Here is a 15,504-nt window from a genome sequence, read left to right on the forward strand (position 1 = left end):
CGTCGCCTGCCATTTCGCGGAGGGAATCGCATGAAACCGCTGGGTCCCAAGGACCCGCGCCAGCTGGGGCGCAATCAGCTGATAGCCGTCATCGGACAAGGTGGCATGGGACGGGTGCTGCTCGGCCGCGCGCCGACGGGCAGATTGGTGGCCGTCAAGCAGATCCACCGGCACCTGGCAGGAGATACCGAGTTCCGCGCCCGGTTCGATCGGGAGGTACAGGCGAGTCGCCGGGTCGCCGGTGCGTACACCGCTGCTGTTGTCGACAGCGACACTGGCTCCGAGAGCCCTTGGCTGGCAACCGAGTACATCCCGGGTCCCGCACTCAAGACAGTGGTGGACGAATGCGGGCCGTTCACCCTGGGCGGTCTGCGGCTCCTGGCCACGGGATTGGCCTCGGCCCTGGTGGAGATCCATCGAGCCGGTTTGGTGCACCGCGATCTGAAACCGGCCAACGTGCTGTTGGCGGCGGATGGTCCCCGCGTCATCGACTTCGGCATAGCCCGCGCGCTGGAAGCCGATCAGCAGCTGACCGCGACCGGCTCGGTCATCGGCTCACCCGCCTTCATGTCACCCGAGCAGGCGGAAGGTCGCAGCCTCACCCCGGCCGCCGACGTCTTCTCGGTCGGCGCGATCCTGGCCATGGCGGCACGCGGCAGCAGCCCCTTCTCCGGCACATCCACCCCGCAGATCCTCTACAACGTCATGCATTCCGAGCCCGACACCACCGGTGTCCCGCCGGATATGCGCGCGCTTGTCGAAGCATGTCTGGCCAAGGATCCGGCGCAGCGCCCCACGGCGGAGCAACTGCTCGAGGCCGCCGGCCGGATCGCCGCCGAACCGGCGTGGCCGCCCGCGGTCCGCGAACGGATCGCCGAGCATCAGGCCGATACCGACTGGTGGGTGGAGAAGGCTACCCGGGAAGTTCGTCACCGGGAGCAACTCGCGCAGGTGCGCGGCCGTCGGCGCGGCATGATCCGCGCCGCTGCCGCCGCGGCTGCGGGCCTGCTGGTAGTGGCCGGTACCGCTGCTGCCGCGCAAGATCTGGCACGTCAGCCCGGGCAGGCGGTGCCCATGTCCGAGCCGTCATTGGCGCTGAGCGCGGAGGAATGGAGGCTGCTCGACCGGTGTGCGCTGCTGGAGGAGCCGGTGCTCGGGGCGCTCGGCACACTGGAGGACCAGGCGCCGGACAACCCTGAACTGTGCCAAACTTCCATTACCGATCATGATGGAGGGAAGGTTAACCTTAGCCTGTATTTCGGCTGGCCCTTGTCGGAATCTGCGGCGTCTCCAACCGGCAGCACGGTCGCGTGGATGCCGATCTTCAAGTCGGGACAGGGGGACGCGTGTTATCGCTCGGTTGTCGCGCAGAGCAGCGCACCCGTAGTGATCTCCGTGGATGGCCAGCTGGTGAGCGGAGACGGTTCGTGCGAGGAAATGGCTCAGCGGGCACTGATCGAAATCGTCAAGCGTCTCACCGTCAATCCGCCCTTCCGAAAGCTCCCCGCCGAGTCGGTATTTCGGATTGATCCCTGCGGAGTGATCGATCCGCAGCTTGCTCGTACGAGTGCTGGCGACCCCGGACAGAAGACATCGAATGACCCGCACGAGTGCTGGGTGAGCGGCAGTGACTACTCCCTACAATTCGATCTGCTCGAAGAGGGACGTCCGGATCGAGAGAACCGTCCGTCCGTTCAAATGGGGGACGCGACGGTGTACATCAAGGATCGTGAGCAATACGGCTCCTGTGAACTCGCGTACATGGTGCGCCTGCTCGAGGGGATCGATGCCGAGGTAGCGAAGGTAAACATCGTCAAACGTGACGGTGGGCCGGGAGCGTGCGAGGTCGGCAAGAAGATCATGGCCGCCGTCATACCGAGGCTCTCAACATGAAGCTCCAGCCACTAGCCGACGATGACCCGAACCATATCGGCCGGTACCGGCTGCACGGAGTGCTGGGTTCCGGCGGCATGGGAAGAGTGCTCCTCGGTATGGGGCCGGACGGCCGTTTCGTCGCAATCAAACAGGTGCATGCGCACCTCTTGGACGAGCCGGAGTACCGGTCCAGATTCCGCCGCGAAGTAGCGGCGACAGCACAGGTGTCCGGCGCATTCACGGCCCCCGTCCTGGATTTCGATGTCGATTGCCCGATCCCATGGTTGGCCTCAGTTTTCGTGGCCGGCCTGCCGTTGGACAAAGCCGTCACCCGGTATGGCCCGCTGCCGGTTCCGGCCGTGCGAGTACTTGCGGTCGGGCTTGCATCGGCATTGGAGGCCATTCATCGGACCGGTGTGATCCATCGAGATCTGAAGCCCGCCAATGTGATGCTGGCCGCAGACGGTCCCCGCGTCATCGATTTCGGGATCGCCCAACCGACCGAAATCACGAGCGAACTGACCGAAGCTGGTTCGGTGCTGGGATCACCGGCATACATGTCGCCCGAGCAGGCGCTGTCCCAACAGATCACACCTGCCAGTGACATCTTTTCGCTCGGTTCCCTGCTCGCCATGGCGGCGATCGGAGCCAGCCCGTTCCAAGCCCCTTCGCTGGCCTACACGCTGTTCAATATCGCGCACGCCGAACCCGAACTGGAACGGGTGCCACCGGAACTGCGAACGCTGATCGCGGCCTGCCTACACAAGGATCCTCAGTCTCGGCCCACACCGACGCAGTTACTCGACTACCTCGGGCACTCGGGGAGTCAGGGCCGCCCGTGGCCAGGAGCCGTACACGATGAACTCGACCGTTTAGCAAGGCAACTGACAGAAATCGCTTCGGATCCGGAAGCGACACAGGTTATCCCCGCATCGGGTCGACAGCGTGCCACGGCGCGATCCGCACCCCCGGTAGAGAATCGTCGGCGATCAACGATCGTGCTTACCGCGCTATCAGGGCTGGTCGTTGCGATGGTGGCGGCCACGGTGGGTTGGGCGGGTCGGACCGTCGAAGCGGAAGCTCCGGATATGCTGACCCGGTTCCGCGAAGCCGATACCTGTCGTTGGGTCCAGCAGGCGCTGGGGTCGGACCTTCCTCAACAGGTGGCGGCCGGGTGGCCGGTCAACGTGACCGAGTGGTCTTGGCAGCCGACATCCACATGGGGATGCGGCGCGCAGGATGGTCAGCGGACCCTGTGGGTCGAGCCCGCTATGTCGCTGGATCTCGCTGAATTCGAACCCACGGGTGCCGCGATCGACGGCAAGCCGGTAATGGCATTCGATGGCCAGGGTTTCTGTCGACGCAGTCTTCAGTTGGGTACCGCCGGGCAAGGCTGGGGCATGCGGACCACTTCGTCCGAGGCGGACAACTGTACACTTGTCGAATTCGTGCTCACGCGAATGATGGAGGTCATCGACGCAATCCCGCGCAATCAGAACGCGGACCGATCTCTTGCTGGCGTGGACCCGTGCACCCTGCTGTCGCCCGACGACTTGAATCCACTGATCGGGCCGCTGCCGACCTCCCCCGCCTCGGTTGATGTTCATTCCTGTCTGTGGTCCGGCCGATCGGACATCAGTGTGAAGCTGCGACAGTACGACCCCGAGGACATGTCCGGTCAGTCAGTCGACCTGGGCGATGGACTGTCGGTCGTGGCTCCCTCACAAGAGTCTTCATACGGCTGCACTCGCATCTATGCCTATCGGGAGATAGGGGGCCGCACCGAGATACTGGAGGTACACGCTTCAGGAGGCTACAAGGAGACGGAGATTTCTTGTGCCGCAGCGGAATCCGCTATTCGGCTGGCAGTCGGAAACCTGCCTGCGTAAGCCCCCTCCTACGGCAAGTCGAATTCGCTGCCCGCCAGCGCAGCGGTGAATGCGGCCCACGCTGCGCCGCTGAACCGCAGCGCGGGTCCGGAGGGCTGCTTCGAATCGCGAACGGCGACTTGCTCACTCGCGAGAAACGCGACTTCTACGCATTCCTTACCCATGGAGCTGCGCGTGCTCTTGTGCCAAACAGCCTGAGCTAGATCATTGTTCACGTCATGAACTCCTTCAACCGTTGCCGGAGCAAGGTTCGACTCGCGACGACGTCCAGAGCGGCACGGTGGATAGTCGCCCAGGCCGCGCTGTACTTCTGGACCTGCGACCTGCCCTCAAGGTACAGGTCGCCGGTGAACCCCTCCACGTAGACAACGGTCGGGTCGGCCGCAGTGGACCCGCCGTCAGCGCCGTAGCCCAGGATGACGAAAGGTCCGACGGGGCCGCCGACTGGGAAGCCCGCACTGAACGGGAGGACACGAATGGAGACGTTCGGTGAAGTGCTCAACTCCGCCAGGTGGCGCATCTGAGCAGCCATGGTCACCCTGTCGCCGACCTGAGAATGCACGACTGCTTCGTGAAGCACAGCATCGACCACTACTGGTGACGCCCTTCGGGTGATGATCCGCTGACGCTTCATCCTCAGCTCGATACGCCGGACTTGCTCTTCTTCGGTCGCGTCTGGGAAATAGATCCGATCGAGAGCACGCGCGTACCCGGCGGTTTGCAGCAGTCCGGGCACCAGGTCGGGTCGGTATATCTCGAGGGCGCGAGCTTCGTTCTCCAATTCGATGTACACGTTGAAGCTCTCCGGGATGAGATCTCCGAAGCTGTGCCACCAGGTCTTCTCCGCACCCTGCTTGAACATCCCAGCCATGGCTGCGGTCTCGTCGTCGGTCAAACCCAGACTCCGGCACACGAGTTCGATATCGCGCTGCCGTAGACGGCCGACTTCGCCCCGTTCCAACCTGGACTGGGTGCTGACGCTCCAATCAGCCATCGCCGCGACCTGGCCCTGACTGAGATTCTGTGCCTCGCGTGCTCTGCGCAGGTACCGACCCATCTGCCGATGCGGCAGTGACGGTGTGGGCTTCTCGGTGACCATCGAAACTCCCATTGCGATTGCCGAACTGAGAAGTGCTTGTTCTCAGTCTGGCAATCCACCTGGGATGACACGCCGATCTCCAGAGATTCTCTGTTCGGCATTCTCCGTGCCGTTGTGAGCTGTTGTGCTGGATCCCTACTCACACAACTCTTCTCGACGCTTCAAGGAGTGGCCATGGTTCTCGACTCGTTGCAGGTGCTGCTCATGGTCTACAGCGGTCTGGCGGTCGTGCACGTAACGCTGGTGTCGATGGTCAGACGGCACCGGCCAAGGGATCCAGAGGTGGAGAAGTGGACCGTCGCGGCGATCATCTCCCGCGTGCAGCACGAGGAAGCGGGCGCATCGCGATGAGCACCGCGAAGTTCGAGCATGTGGAGAGCCGTACACACCAGGTGGCCGAAACGCTCTACCCCATCTACGAGTGCCGCGTCGATCCCGGCCCCCTGCCCGCGAACACGCGCAACAGCGCGGCGGTCGCCAGGCTCCTCGAACGCATCCACGGCGACTGCGTCACCGCGTGGTGCCGTCCCAAGCAGCGTGCCCGTGAAGCCCTCGACCCGTTGGTCATGCCGATGCCGGAGTGGCGCTGCCCGATTCCCGCCGCCGAGATCGAGGCGGCTGTCACAGCCGTCGACAAGGCGCGCGCCGCGCTGAAAGCCGCCGAAGCCGCGCACCGAGAGCGGCCATCGGCGAGCACAGACGCGACGAGTGCGGAAGCACTGACTGACGCCTCGCATATCCTCAGCGCCGCGATGAAACGGAGGGATGATCTGTTGCGTCGTGCGTTACCCGAGGACGGCATCATTCCCATCCGCGTGGTCCGGCAGTTCCGTGCATCCGAAGAGCATGTTTCCGCTCTGATCCGTGAGGTGACGGGGGAGCGGTAGGTGCGGTATCGACGGCGAGCCGACCGGAATACACCGTGATACGGTCGGACCCATGGCGACACACCGGGGGCGTTCGCGGGTGATGGGGAACGGAATCAATGACTGATGGTGGAACTCGGTTCGGCGGTCTGAAGTCGCAGGCCGAAAACGGCGGGGGTCAGCTTCTCTTCGACGCGAGTGTCGTCGCGGATATGGTCAATGCCTGCAATGGCGTGCTCGGTCAGCTGCTCGCGCTGCGAACTTTCGCCGACCAGGTGAGTGCGCTGGCGGCATTCGCGGGTCCGCCCGAACTCTTCGAGTCCGGAACCCATCTCGCACAGGCGTACTCCAGTGCCGGTGCCGACCTCGCTGCCTACTTCGAGACTCATATCACGACGCTCGATGACCTGGTCGCAACGTACAAGGCGGCAGGTAAGGCTTTCGCCGGTGCGGAGGACGAATCCGTCAGGGCATTCGAGAGCATTCAGCGCCCACTCGGCGGCAGCTTCACCACACCGCACCCGGCACTGGGCGGCGGGGGCGAGGTCCCCGCTTTCGAGCCCAAGGAACCGGCCGCGACGTCACCGTCCGTCGCGAATGCGATCAGCGCCGAGAACCCCGAGTCGAAGTCCTGGGAAGACCTCTACCAACTGCGCGAGAGCATCGACGCCCCGGCTGTCGCCTATATCGGGTCGGTCTGGGGATTCATCGCCACCGAGTTGAGCGGTGCGGTTCCGGAGCTCCGCACCAAGATTGTCGGTTCGAACGACAAATGGACGGGCGGTTCCGGGGATACCGCGAGATCGGCGGCCAGTTCGTACGCCGACAATCTCGTCGCGTTCGTCGCGAGCATCAAGACGATCGGCGAGGGGCTCGGACACATCTCCGGTTGGCTGCAAGCCTGTAAGAACAGCATGCCGACGGAGGAACACAATCCCGCCTATCGGACGTCCTCCGGTCAGCAGGGACTGGCTGTTCCCGCCGAAGCCGTCCCGGATCGCACCAACGAGTTTCGCGAGAATTACCGCCGGACATACGTGGCGGGAATCGCGGACTACAACTCGGCGACCCCGAAACTACATCCGCCGACGAACCCCGTGAACCCCGCCACGGTGCCGCAGAGCCCGACCGGAGCCGACACGTCTCCGGTCACCGACGGCGGCAGTCCCGCACAGCAGACCCCCACCGCGCCGACGACCGAGGTCGACCCACAGCAGCCGCAGGACCAGGCCCCCGAGCCCAGCCCGGCTACCGATACACCGGCTCCGTCGATCGAAGACCCCGCCCAGCAGTTGACGCAACTGGCACAGGGAGCCCTGCAAATGGCTGGGCAGGTAGCACAGCAGGTGGCGCAAACAGTGCAACAGGCGATCCAGTCCGTGCAGGAACAGATTCAGCAACTCGACGACCGGTCCGACGAGGAAGACCAACTCGAGGAACCGCAACTCGCCCAGGACGATCCCGCGAGCGACACACCGGAATCCGCCGTGCCCACCGGTAGCGGTGGCGGCCCATCGGCCACCCCGCAAACCACTCTCTCGGACAGTCCCACTTCGAATCTCTACCCCCGAGCGAATATCGCGGAAGAGGTATCGACAACAAGGGCCGCGGGCACACCATCGTCGAATTCGCCCTACGCCGCGCCCGGCATGATGCCGATGGGTGCCGCCGGTGCCGCTGGTGCGGGGCAAAGCCAGGAGAAGGAATACAAACGAGCGAGTTTCCTCGAAGACCGCTCACATCTCGCCGAAGCTCTCGGTGAGCTTCCGACCGCAGTGAAGCCGGTCGCCGACACGTGAACCGCAGTTGGCACTTCGGGGATCTGGAATTCGTTGTGCTGTGGGAGAAACTGACCGGAGATTTCCTCCCACACCCCTTCACTTTCACCAGCCGCACGCCACTGTATGACGACTTTCAACGCGAGAAATACGAGACGTCGCTCCGGATGCGAGACGGCGTGGACGCTGCGCTGGTCCGTGCGTTCGAGTCGTTGGCGCACCCCGATATTCGGGTGGCGGTACACAGTTGGGACGCGCAGGATCCGGGGCGAGCGGACGGCTGGATCCGACTCTTGGCCGGACGTCGAGGCGACCGTGGTTGTCTCGTCGCGCAACTGCCCGGCGAGACCCCGCGGCACAGCGGTGGGTTCACGATCATCGAGTGTCATGCCCTGGTGCTGGCGGACGCCGTGGTCGCCGCATTGCCCGAGGTGAATCCTGGCGGGCGGGGCGATATTCCACTGTCGGCGGCAGTCGAGAACCACGACCACTCCTTCGGAATATCGCCGGTAGCCGCGCCGGGTGATGACGCCGAGGAGCACGTCCGCGCATTTCTTCGCGCTCGCCACGATCGGATCGGCATTATAGAGATCATCCAGGGTGAATCGAAATTCGGTCCTCGTGGAATCAGTGCGCACCGTATCGAGTTTCGGGATCTGTCGGACGACGGCCGCTATGCCGTCGGACACTCGGCGCCGTGGACGGCAATGTCGACTGACGCAGCCAGATTGAAGGCGATCATCAACACTCGCATAGCGGATATCGTCCGAACGATCAGGGATGAGCGGTGTTGACGAATACTCTTTGTGTGGAAATCTCGGATCGCCGGATCGGCTGATGTGGTTCCCCACAGTCGGAGGTCCGCCGCTGGCGCGGGTCACCGGTGATGTGATATCTCTACCAATGGTCATATGGGAGGGAGTTCAGCATGGCGGATACGGGGGCGGTGAGTACTGGACCCGGTGAACAGGGGATTCCTACGTTCTCCGCGGCCACGTTCAGCGGCTCGATCAAGGTGCGAACCACTGAGCAGGGCCTGCCCGTGGCCATTCGTGTCAATCCTTCCGAATTGCATCGTGATCCATCACAGCTCGCGGCCGAGGTCTTGCGGCTGTGTCAGCGCAGTGCGGCTCGCGCGGGTGCAGAGCGGCGCAAGCAGTTGGAGGAGGCGGGTGTGAGCGCGGAGACCTTGCAGCTCTCCGGGCTCCCCACCGAGGCCGATGTGGCACGCTTGGAGCTCGTCGAGGAGCAGGAGTACGAGACCGAGCCACAGAGCTGGCTCGGGACCGTGTAGGGGAGGGGTACGTGGTCGGGTCGTGGGATGAGCTGGAGACGCGCGTTCGCCAGCAGATGTATCGGTTCCAGGAGTTCGGGGACGAGCTTGCCGCCGTGCGCGGGCGAGGGACGTCCGAGGACGGTGCGGTGACCGTCGAGGTCGACGGCAATGGCGCGTTGCGGGATTTGAACTTCTCCAGTGAGATTGCGCGGATGTCGCCTGACGAGTTCGAGCGCGCCGTCGTGGACACGGCGAATGCGGCGGCGCGGAACGCGTTCACGAAGCGGGCGGAGCTTATGACTCGCTTCAACGAGGAGTTCGCTGGTTAGCCGCCAGGTTAAGCGGACCTTTTGAAATTGTTAACCAACTGGCGCAACCATTTTCGTGCCAGTACTCTTCACCCAAGATCGATCGTCAGGGAGGGAACACAATGGGCGACCTGGTGAAGGCCGAGTTCGCGGAGATCACAGCTTTCGGTAGCACCGAGGCCGCGACGGCGGCGCAGGTCGCCGGTGCGGCCGCGGCCGATTCGGCGGCGGCACTGGCATCGGCGGTACCGGTGTTCGGGCTGATCGGTCAGGACTTCCTCATCGCCTTCGCGCAGGCGCAGGCCAACTATCTGCTGTCGACGGCCGAGATCGCCGCCGTGCACGGACAGACCGCGGCCGCCGCGTACTCGGGCGTCGCGCTGTACGAGAGCACCGAACTCGCGTCGGCGATCAGCTTCGCAGTCAACTCGCTGTGAGTGACGCCACGCTGAACCCGACGGTGCTGGACGTACTGCGTACCAGCCCCGTGGGTTCGATGCTGGATCGTCCGGTCGCCGATGTGCTGCGCGATCTGGGTATTCCCCAGCTGCCGCAGCTTCCACAGTTGCCGGCCATGCCGGAGATCACCCTGCCGTCCATTGATCCGACGGTGCTGATCCAGCCCGTGGTGGAGCTGCTGTCGGGCTTCGGCAGCGGCAGTCTGGGCGGCGGCGGATTCGATCCCACCGATCTGTTCTCGCTGGTCACCAATGCACTGGGCAGCGCGAACGATACGACCATGCAGGCGCTGAACCAGGTCTCGGCCGGGTGGCAGAGCGAGGCGGCGGTCAAGGCCAAGCAGAAGAGCCTGAGCGTCGTCGACGACACGGGGCGGGTGCAGGCGCAGGGCTTTCAGCAGAAGGCCATTCTGCTCGATGCCGAGCGGGTCGTCGCCCAGGGATACGCGGAGCTCAGCGGTGTCATCGCGAAATTCGTCGCCGAGGTGATCGCCGGTGCGCCGTTCTTCGTGACGCCGCCGGGTTTCCCGGTGCTGCTCGGCTTGGCGTCCCAGGTCGTCGGCGAGGCGACCATCATCGCCGCCAAGACCCGTGGCGAGCTGAGTGTCAAGACCGCCCAGATCGTCGGCGCGGGAATGAAGATTCCGGTCACCGGAGCGCCCACCGTCGCCGATGCGGTGCAGCTGGCGAACATGGTCGCGCAGTCGGTGCAGCCGCTGGCGCAGCCCGCCGCGCAACTCGCGACCAAGGTCGCCGAGAAGGGCGGCGAGGTGGTCAGCAGCGGTGCGCAGGTGATCAGCAAGGCGACCGATACCGGTCAGCAGCTGCTCAGCGGGCTGACGCCGACGACAACGCCGACCAACCCGTCCAAGACCACCGACAGTCCCACCACGGATGGGCTGGGCGATGACCCGACCGGCAAGATCGACGGCGATGGATCGACTCCCGGCGGCTCCATCATCGGTGGTGGCGGCGTGCCCATGAGCCCGACATCGCCCAGCAACACCCCGTTGACCAGGACATCGTTCGGGGAGCCGACCGGATCCGGCGCTCCGGCTCGCACCTCCACGGGCACCACGACACAGACCGGCCGCATGTCGACCTCTCCGATGATGTCCGGCATGGGTGGCGGCGCGGGTGCGGCGAATCGTGCCGGTGCCGCCGACGAGACCGCTTCGAACGACCGCTCCAACCTCGTCACCGGCGTGAACGGCGACGAAGTGGTCGGCGTCGTCGAAGGCGTATCCACTCCCGTGATCGGTGGCGTGGCCCCGATCGAAGAGCCGCCGGACAAAGCACTAACCCTCTGAAACGCCAAGGGCAACAGGAGAAACCACCATGGCTACCACCGAATTCGCCGGCCTTCGTTTCGATCCCGAATCAGCTCTGCTCGCCGCCGCCCAGCTCGACGCCCTCGCGGACCGCCTCGCCGGGGGTGTGCGGGACGAACAGCCCAAGCTCACCCTGGTTTCCGCCGGTTCCGACGAGGTCTCGGTGCGTGCGACGCAGACCCTCAACGCGGTCGCCGCGTCGTTCCAGCAGAGCGCCGACAACGGCGTGAGCGAGCTGCGCCGGCTCGCCACCGCACTGCGCGCGCAGACCACCAACTTCGGACAGGTCGAGAGCCAGAGCGCGCTCGGCTTCGCCGTCTGATCGGAACCGCCGCCGATGCTGGAACCACAGAACCCCGGCTTCACCGGGACGGTTTGGGAAGCCAGGCCGCCGGAGCAGCTGGCCCGAGACCTGGTGACGGGTGCGGGCGCGGTGCCCGCGGCCGAGGCCGGTCTCGCGTGGGCGCGGTTGGGCGCGAGCTTCGCGGCGGCGGCCGTCGAGTACGACCGGATCCTCACGACGCTCGGCACGGCGTGGGAATCCAGTAACAGCGGACCCGCCATCGAGCGGTTCCGCATGTTGCGAGACTGGTTGACATCCTCGGCGGCGGCCGCCGCCGGCAATGCCACGCAGGCCGAATCACATGCTGTCGCTTACGAGATCGCGCGCCTGGCCATGCCCGACGCGCAGGAGACGGAAGCGCTGCGCGACCTGCAGAAGCTGATGGAACAGGTCGGTACCGCGCTCGGAGCGCCGATGCTCGCCAAGATCTCACAGGTCGAAGGTGATGCCGACGCGGCGAAAGCCGTTGCGGCGCGGGTCATGCGCACCTACGAGGCCGCGACCGAGACGCTGGCGACCCCGTGGGAGCACGAGGCCCCGCCTGTCGTTGTGCCCGAGGTGGCCGCGAGCGGTACGGAACCCGGAGCGACGGACCCGAGCCAGTCGACTGCGCAGTCGCCCGGCGCTGTCCCGGCATATCCCATCGCTCCGATCAGCATCGCACCCGTGAAGACCGACTACCGCGGTCGAACCACCACCCCGGTCACGGTCACCCAGTCCGAGCGGACGCAGGTACAGCCGGTTTCGACGATCCAGCACAGCACGGCCATGCCGCTGGCTCCGGCCGCGATGGCGGCGGGTGCCGGGCAGTCCGAAGAGGAACACACCACACGTTCGGATCTGGCGGGGATGCCGACCGGCGACACCGAACTCGGTTTGAACGCCGGGGTACAGGTCGCCCCGGCGGTGCTCGGCGGCCTGGACCCGAACGCGCAGCGGGCGGTTCCGGATATCGCGTTCAACGCCGGCAGTGCCGGTGTGGAGAACGCCAAGCCCACCGAGTCGGTCAGCGGTGAGGAGGCGTCGTCATGACGACTCTCACCAATGACGGCGTGATCGCGCTCGCCGGGCACCTCGGTGTGCAAACCCTGCCGCTCGTGCTTTCGATTGGGCCGCAACAGGAATCACATCGTGACTGGGCTCTCGCTCAGGAGCGGGCCCGGGCCGAACTGATCTCCGGCCGGGTGATCGACGGGCGCGGCGATGTCGAACCCGACATGGCGGAAGCCATGTTCGTCCTCGCCCAACCCGAACGGGAGTTGGCCGTGCGGGTCTTCTCCGAGGACGGGCAGACACGAGTGTGCGTGGCTCGCCGCGGTGCGAGCCAGGCGGTCGCCGTGCGACGCGGCGACAGCCTCTCACTCCGGACGCTGTGGTCCGACGGCTCCGCCGAGTCACTGGCGCGCCCGATCATTGAGGCGCTCGGCGGATGCCCTCCTGCGGACGTGGTCAACCTCAGCGCGCCCTCCGCCGAACTTCACGAACGCTTCGATGCCGCAACGACATCGGAGGACTATGCGGGTGCTGTCTTCCGCTACGGCCTGGAAGAGACCGAAGCCACCGCCTACGGTCTCGCACTCGCATCCTGCAAGGCTTACGCCGAGGTGGTGGCCTATGCCCACGCCGACGGCGTGACAGACCGATCGCCGGGAGCGGCCGTGGTGTACGACACCGCGCGTGGCCGCATCGTGTCCGCCCCCGGGGTCGCCCCGGACCAGCAGATCTGGTCCACGCTGACACCAGGCACCGATCACCGGATCGCGCAAGCGATTTCGGGTCTGTTCGACTGGCTGCCTGGGGGGAGGTGGCTGTCGTAATCCAGATGTGAACAGACAGTTGACCCATGCAGAGATGGGTGATGTGGTGCCACATCACCTGGCGTTCCTCGGAATACACAGAGATTGAGGTACATACGATGGTTGCAACAGATGCGGTAGCAGTCCAGAACGCGAAGGACGAGGTTGCTACGGTTGTCGACCGGATCCAGACGATTCTCGCCGCCGTGCAGGACCTGGTGCAGGAGGGCAGGACCGGGTTCAAGGGCGCGGCAGCCGCTGCGTACGAGAAGGCCGCGAATGAATGGGATCAGGAAGGCCTTCGTCTGAAGGGCGTGCTGATGAAGCTCGAGGCGCAGGTTGGTGAAGGCCAGACCCAGTACAACAACATGGAGCTGGAAAACGAAGAAGGTTTTGCAGCTGTTACCGGCGGTCTGACGAATTTGGCGTGAGAACCGAGTTCTCCGCAACCATATAAGTAAGCAGAAGGAGCGAAAATGTCGGATATCACCGTATACGACAAAGCGACTATCACCAACATGTACAACGAGCTGCACCGGCTTTACGGTCAGCTGTCGCAGGCTGGTGTCGACGACATGCAGGCCGCGTCCGAGAAGCTGCGGTTGGCATGGTCGGACGACAAGGGCAATATCAATGCGGCGTACACGTCCGGTTATGAGCCGGTGAAGAACGCGTGGGACGCCGAGTTCGCCGACACCCTGAGTGTCCTGAACAAGATCGCGGTCGCGCTCGAAACCGCGATGGGCAATGCCTTCGGTGCCGACGCGAGGATCGCGGACGGCTTCGGCGCGATCTGAATCGAGTTGAGCGCTCACACATGGCACCCCTCTTCGGAGGGGTGCCATGTCACTGTGTCCCGCCGCGGGCCTACTATCGTTGCCCCGAGGACCTGGCCGCCCTGCTCGTTGGCCTGATGGAGGATTCGTGCCAGCACAGTTGACCACCCGTGCCCAAGTCAACGGGTACCGTTTTCTTCTTCGTCGGCTCGATCATGCCCTGATCCGCCGCGACGTGCGGATGTTGCATGATCCGATGCGGGCGCAGTTCCGTTCCCTGGTGGTCGGTGCGGTGCTGGCATTGTTGGTTGTCGCCGGTGCGGTGATCATGTCGTTCATTCGTCCCCAGGGGTCGATCGGGGACGCGAATATCGTGATGGGCAAGGAAAGTGGCGCGTTGTATGTCGTCGTTCCGGATGAGAACGACGAGAATGCCAAGACTTTGCATCCGGTGCTGAATCTGGCTTCGGCGCGACTGATTATGGGAAGCAACGAGTCTCCCACGTCGGTCAAGGACAACAAGCTCAATTCGCTGCCACGTGGGCCGCTGCTCGGGATACCCGGCGCGCCCGCGGCGCTGCCCGGTTCCGGTCAAGGTGACCGGTCGCAGTGGACGCTGTGCGACACGGTTCAGCTGTCCGCGTCCGGTGGCGCTGCCGCCTCCCAGGGTGCGACGACCACCGCGATCGCCGGGAAACTGGAGCTGAGCGACCGGATGAACAATGTCGCCGACAATGGTGCGCTGCTGGTGCGGGCGGGCGACAAGACCTATCTGATCTACGACGGCAAACGCGCGGAAATCGATACGGCGAATGCGGTTATGCAGCGATCGCTGCGGTTGGCCGATCAACAGCCGCGGCCGATTACCGCGGGCCTGCTCGGTGCGGCGACCGAGGTTCCGTCCTTGACGCCGCCGGTGATCGAGCGCGGCGGTGAGCCCGGACCCGGACGGCTCGCTGATATCCCGATCGGTGGCGTCATCCGGGTCACCGGACTCAGCGATGCCGACGCATCCGACCTGTACGTCGTGCTCCAGGACGGTGTGCAGCGCATTTCCGAGTTCACCGCCCAGGTGATCCGGAATACCGATTCTCGCGGGATGAGCGATATCCCGTCGATACCGCCGGACATGCTCAGCGGAATCAATACGGTGCACACACTCCCGGTCGACGACTTCCCCGAGGACACCCCGACCGTGATCGCGGCCGAGGACCATCCGGTCGCCTGCATCACGTGGTCGAAGTCGGGTGGCGCCGGGCTGCTGCAAGCCGATGCGACCGAAGGCCCTGCCGACCGCGCGACGGTCACGCTGCTTTCGGGGACGCGGCTGCCGCTCTCGGATTCGGCGAAGCCGGTGGCCTTGGCGACGTCCGATGGCACCGGTGATCGCATCGACAGTGTCTATATCCCGCCGACCACAGGGGAATTCGTGCGGGTCACCGGAGTCGAGCCGGGCAGCCAGCGGCGAGACAGCCTGTTCTACGTCGCGGACAACGGGATCCGCTACGGTGTGCCCGATCTCGATACCGCGTCCGTACTCGGCCTCGGCAATACTCCGAATCTCGCACCGTGGGCCATCATCGGCCAACTCGTGCCCGGACCCACCCTGAGCAAACAGGACGCCCTGGTCAGTCACGATTCCGTGTCGGCAAGCGGCTGACCGCGCAACTCGAAAGTACGTCTGGACAGCGTCCGCGAAGTTAGCGGAT

General features: G+C 64.9%; 17 protein-coding genes. 15 read left to right on the forward strand and 2 right to left on the reverse strand.

The window, feature by feature from the left end; genetic code table 11:
* Positions 1 to 30: 30 nt before the first annotated feature.
* A complete protein-coding gene (locus tag ON31_RS05385; protein ID WP_039809890.1) occupies positions 31 to 1,893 on the forward strand; it encodes a serine/threonine-protein kinase in 1,863 nt (620 codons plus the stop codon).
* On the forward strand, positions 1,890 to 3,764 hold the full coding sequence (locus ON31_RS05390; protein ID WP_051036888.1) for a serine/threonine-protein kinase: 1,875 nt from the start codon (positions 1,890 to 1,892) through the stop codon (positions 3,762 to 3,764). Before ON31_RS05385 ends, ON31_RS05390 begins: the two co-directional genes overlap by 4 nt.
* An 8-nt stretch (positions 3,765 to 3,772) precedes the next feature.
* Here ON31_RS05390 and ON31_RS35420 read toward each other — a convergent pair whose 3' ends face one another.
* Together ON31_RS35420 and ON31_RS05395 are read right to left on the reverse strand one after the other, a co-directional pair.
* Positions 3,773 to 3,979, reverse strand: a complete 207-nt coding sequence (locus tag ON31_RS35420) for a DUF397 domain-containing protein (RefSeq protein ID WP_081592239.1) — start codon at positions 3,977 to 3,979, stop codon at positions 3,773 to 3,775.
* Complete coding sequence (locus ON31_RS05395; protein WP_039809892.1) at positions 3,976 to 4,863, reverse strand: helix-turn-helix domain-containing protein; 888 nt, start codon at positions 4,861 to 4,863, stop codon at positions 3,976 to 3,978. Before ON31_RS05395 ends, ON31_RS35420 begins: the two co-directional genes overlap by 4 nt.
* A 174-nt stretch (positions 4,864 to 5,037) precedes the next feature.
* Here ON31_RS05395 and ON31_RS36505 point away from each other — a divergent pair, with 174 nt between their 5' ends.
* The 13 genes from ON31_RS36505 (at position 5,038) to eccB (ending at position 15,455) form a co-directional block, all read left to right on the forward strand.
* Positions 5,038 to 5,214: a hypothetical protein gene (locus tag ON31_RS36505; protein ID WP_157533596.1), complete on the forward strand. Its 177-nt coding sequence runs from the start codon at positions 5,038 to 5,040 to the stop codon at positions 5,212 to 5,214.
* Positions 5,211 to 5,750, forward strand: a complete 540-nt coding sequence (locus tag ON31_RS05400; protein ID WP_039809894.1) for a hypothetical protein — start codon at positions 5,211 to 5,213, stop codon at positions 5,748 to 5,750. The genes ON31_RS36505 and ON31_RS05400 overlap by 4 nt, the downstream gene beginning before the upstream one ends.
* A gap of 98 nt (positions 5,751 to 5,848) precedes the next feature.
* Positions 5,849 to 7,528, forward strand: coding sequence for a hypothetical protein (locus ON31_RS05405; protein ID WP_039809896.1), 1,680 nt, complete (start codon positions 5,849 to 5,851; stop codon positions 7,526 to 7,528).
* Positions 7,525 to 8,301 (forward strand): ESX secretion-associated protein EspG, encoded by a 777-nt coding sequence (locus ON31_RS05410; RefSeq protein ID WP_039809899.1) that lies wholly within the window; start codon positions 7,525 to 7,527, stop codon positions 8,299 to 8,301. The genes ON31_RS05405 and ON31_RS05410 overlap by 4 nt, the downstream gene beginning before the upstream one ends.
* Before the next feature lie 511 nt (positions 8,302 to 8,812).
* A complete protein-coding gene (locus ON31_RS05420) occupies positions 8,813 to 9,112 on the forward strand; it encodes a YbaB/EbfC family nucleoid-associated protein (RefSeq protein WP_039809902.1) in 300 nt (99 codons plus the stop codon).
* A gap of 101 nt (positions 9,113 to 9,213) precedes the next feature.
* Positions 9,214 to 9,528 (forward strand): hypothetical protein, encoded by a 315-nt coding sequence (locus ON31_RS05425; RefSeq protein ID WP_029923695.1) that lies wholly within the window; start codon positions 9,214 to 9,216, stop codon positions 9,526 to 9,528.
* Entirely contained in the window at positions 9,525 to 10,859 is a 1,335-nt protein-coding gene (locus ON31_RS05430) for a hypothetical protein (protein ID WP_039809904.1), read from the forward strand. The genes ON31_RS05425 and ON31_RS05430 overlap by 4 nt, the downstream gene beginning before the upstream one ends.
* 28 nt (positions 10,860 to 10,887) lie before the next feature.
* Positions 10,888 to 11,202, forward strand: a complete 315-nt coding sequence (locus ON31_RS05435) for a PE family protein (RefSeq protein ID WP_029923697.1) — start codon at positions 10,888 to 10,890, stop codon at positions 11,200 to 11,202.
* 15 nt (positions 11,203 to 11,217) lie between these two features.
* Entirely contained in the window at positions 11,218 to 12,255 is a 1,038-nt protein-coding gene (locus ON31_RS34480) for a PPE domain-containing protein (RefSeq protein WP_051036891.1), read from the forward strand.
* 20 nt (positions 12,256 to 12,275) lie between these two features.
* Positions 12,276 to 13,040, forward strand: coding sequence for an ESX secretion-associated protein EspG (locus tag ON31_RS05445; RefSeq protein WP_255221989.1), 765 nt, complete (start codon positions 12,276 to 12,278; stop codon positions 13,038 to 13,040).
* A gap of 98 nt (positions 13,041 to 13,138) precedes the next feature.
* Positions 13,139 to 13,450, forward strand: coding sequence for a WXG100 family type VII secretion target (locus ON31_RS05450; protein ID WP_157533598.1), 312 nt, complete (start codon positions 13,139 to 13,141; stop codon positions 13,448 to 13,450).
* A gap of 45 nt (positions 13,451 to 13,495) precedes the next feature.
* Entirely contained in the window at positions 13,496 to 13,816 is a 321-nt protein-coding gene (locus tag ON31_RS05455; protein WP_039809912.1) for a hypothetical protein, read from the forward strand.
* 127 nt (positions 13,817 to 13,943) lie between these two features.
* Positions 13,944 to 15,455: a type VII secretion protein EccB gene (gene eccB / locus ON31_RS05460; protein WP_039809914.1), complete on the forward strand. Its 1,512-nt coding sequence runs from the start codon at positions 13,944 to 13,946 to the stop codon at positions 15,453 to 15,455.
* Positions 15,456 to 15,504 lie beyond the last annotated feature (49 nt).

This window comes from Nocardia otitidiscaviarum NBRC 14405 (genome assembly GCF_000308635.1).
Lineage (GTDB): Bacteria > Actinomycetota > Actinomycetes > Mycobacteriales > Mycobacteriaceae > Nocardia > Nocardia otitidiscaviarum.

Coding starts and splice junctions, on each gene's coding strand:
- ON31_RS05390 (WP_051036888.1), top strand. CDS start 1,890: ATGAAGCTCCAGCCACTAGCCGACGATGACCCGAACCATATCGGCCGG.
- ON31_RS05435 (WP_029923697.1), top strand. CDS start 10,888: ATGGCTACCACCGAATTCGCCGGCCTTCGTTTCGATCCCGAATCAGCT.
- ON31_RS05425 (WP_029923695.1), top strand. CDS start 9,214: ATGGGCGACCTGGTGAAGGCCGAGTTCGCGGAGATCACAGCTTTCGGT.
- ON31_RS34480 (WP_051036891.1), top strand. CDS start 11,218: ATGCTGGAACCACAGAACCCCGGCTTCACCGGGACGGTTTGGGAAGCC.
- ON31_RS05400 (WP_039809894.1), top strand. CDS start 5,211: ATGAGCACCGCGAAGTTCGAGCATGTGGAGAGCCGTACACACCAGGTG.
- ON31_RS05385 (WP_039809890.1), top strand. CDS start 31: ATGAAACCGCTGGGTCCCAAGGACCCGCGCCAGCTGGGGCGCAATCAG.
- ON31_RS05450 (WP_157533598.1), top strand. CDS start 13,139: ATGGTTGCAACAGATGCGGTAGCAGTCCAGAACGCGAAGGACGAGGTT.
- ON31_RS05395 (WP_039809892.1), bottom strand. CDS start 4,863: ATGGTCACCGAGAAGCCCACACCGTCACTGCCGCATCGGCAGATGGGT.
- ON31_RS05405 (WP_039809896.1), top strand. CDS start 5,849: ATGACTGATGGTGGAACTCGGTTCGGCGGTCTGAAGTCGCAGGCCGAA.
- ON31_RS05455 (WP_039809912.1), top strand. CDS start 13,496: ATGTCGGATATCACCGTATACGACAAAGCGACTATCACCAACATGTAC.
- ON31_RS36505 (WP_157533596.1), top strand. CDS start 5,038: ATGGTTCTCGACTCGTTGCAGGTGCTGCTCATGGTCTACAGCGGTCTG.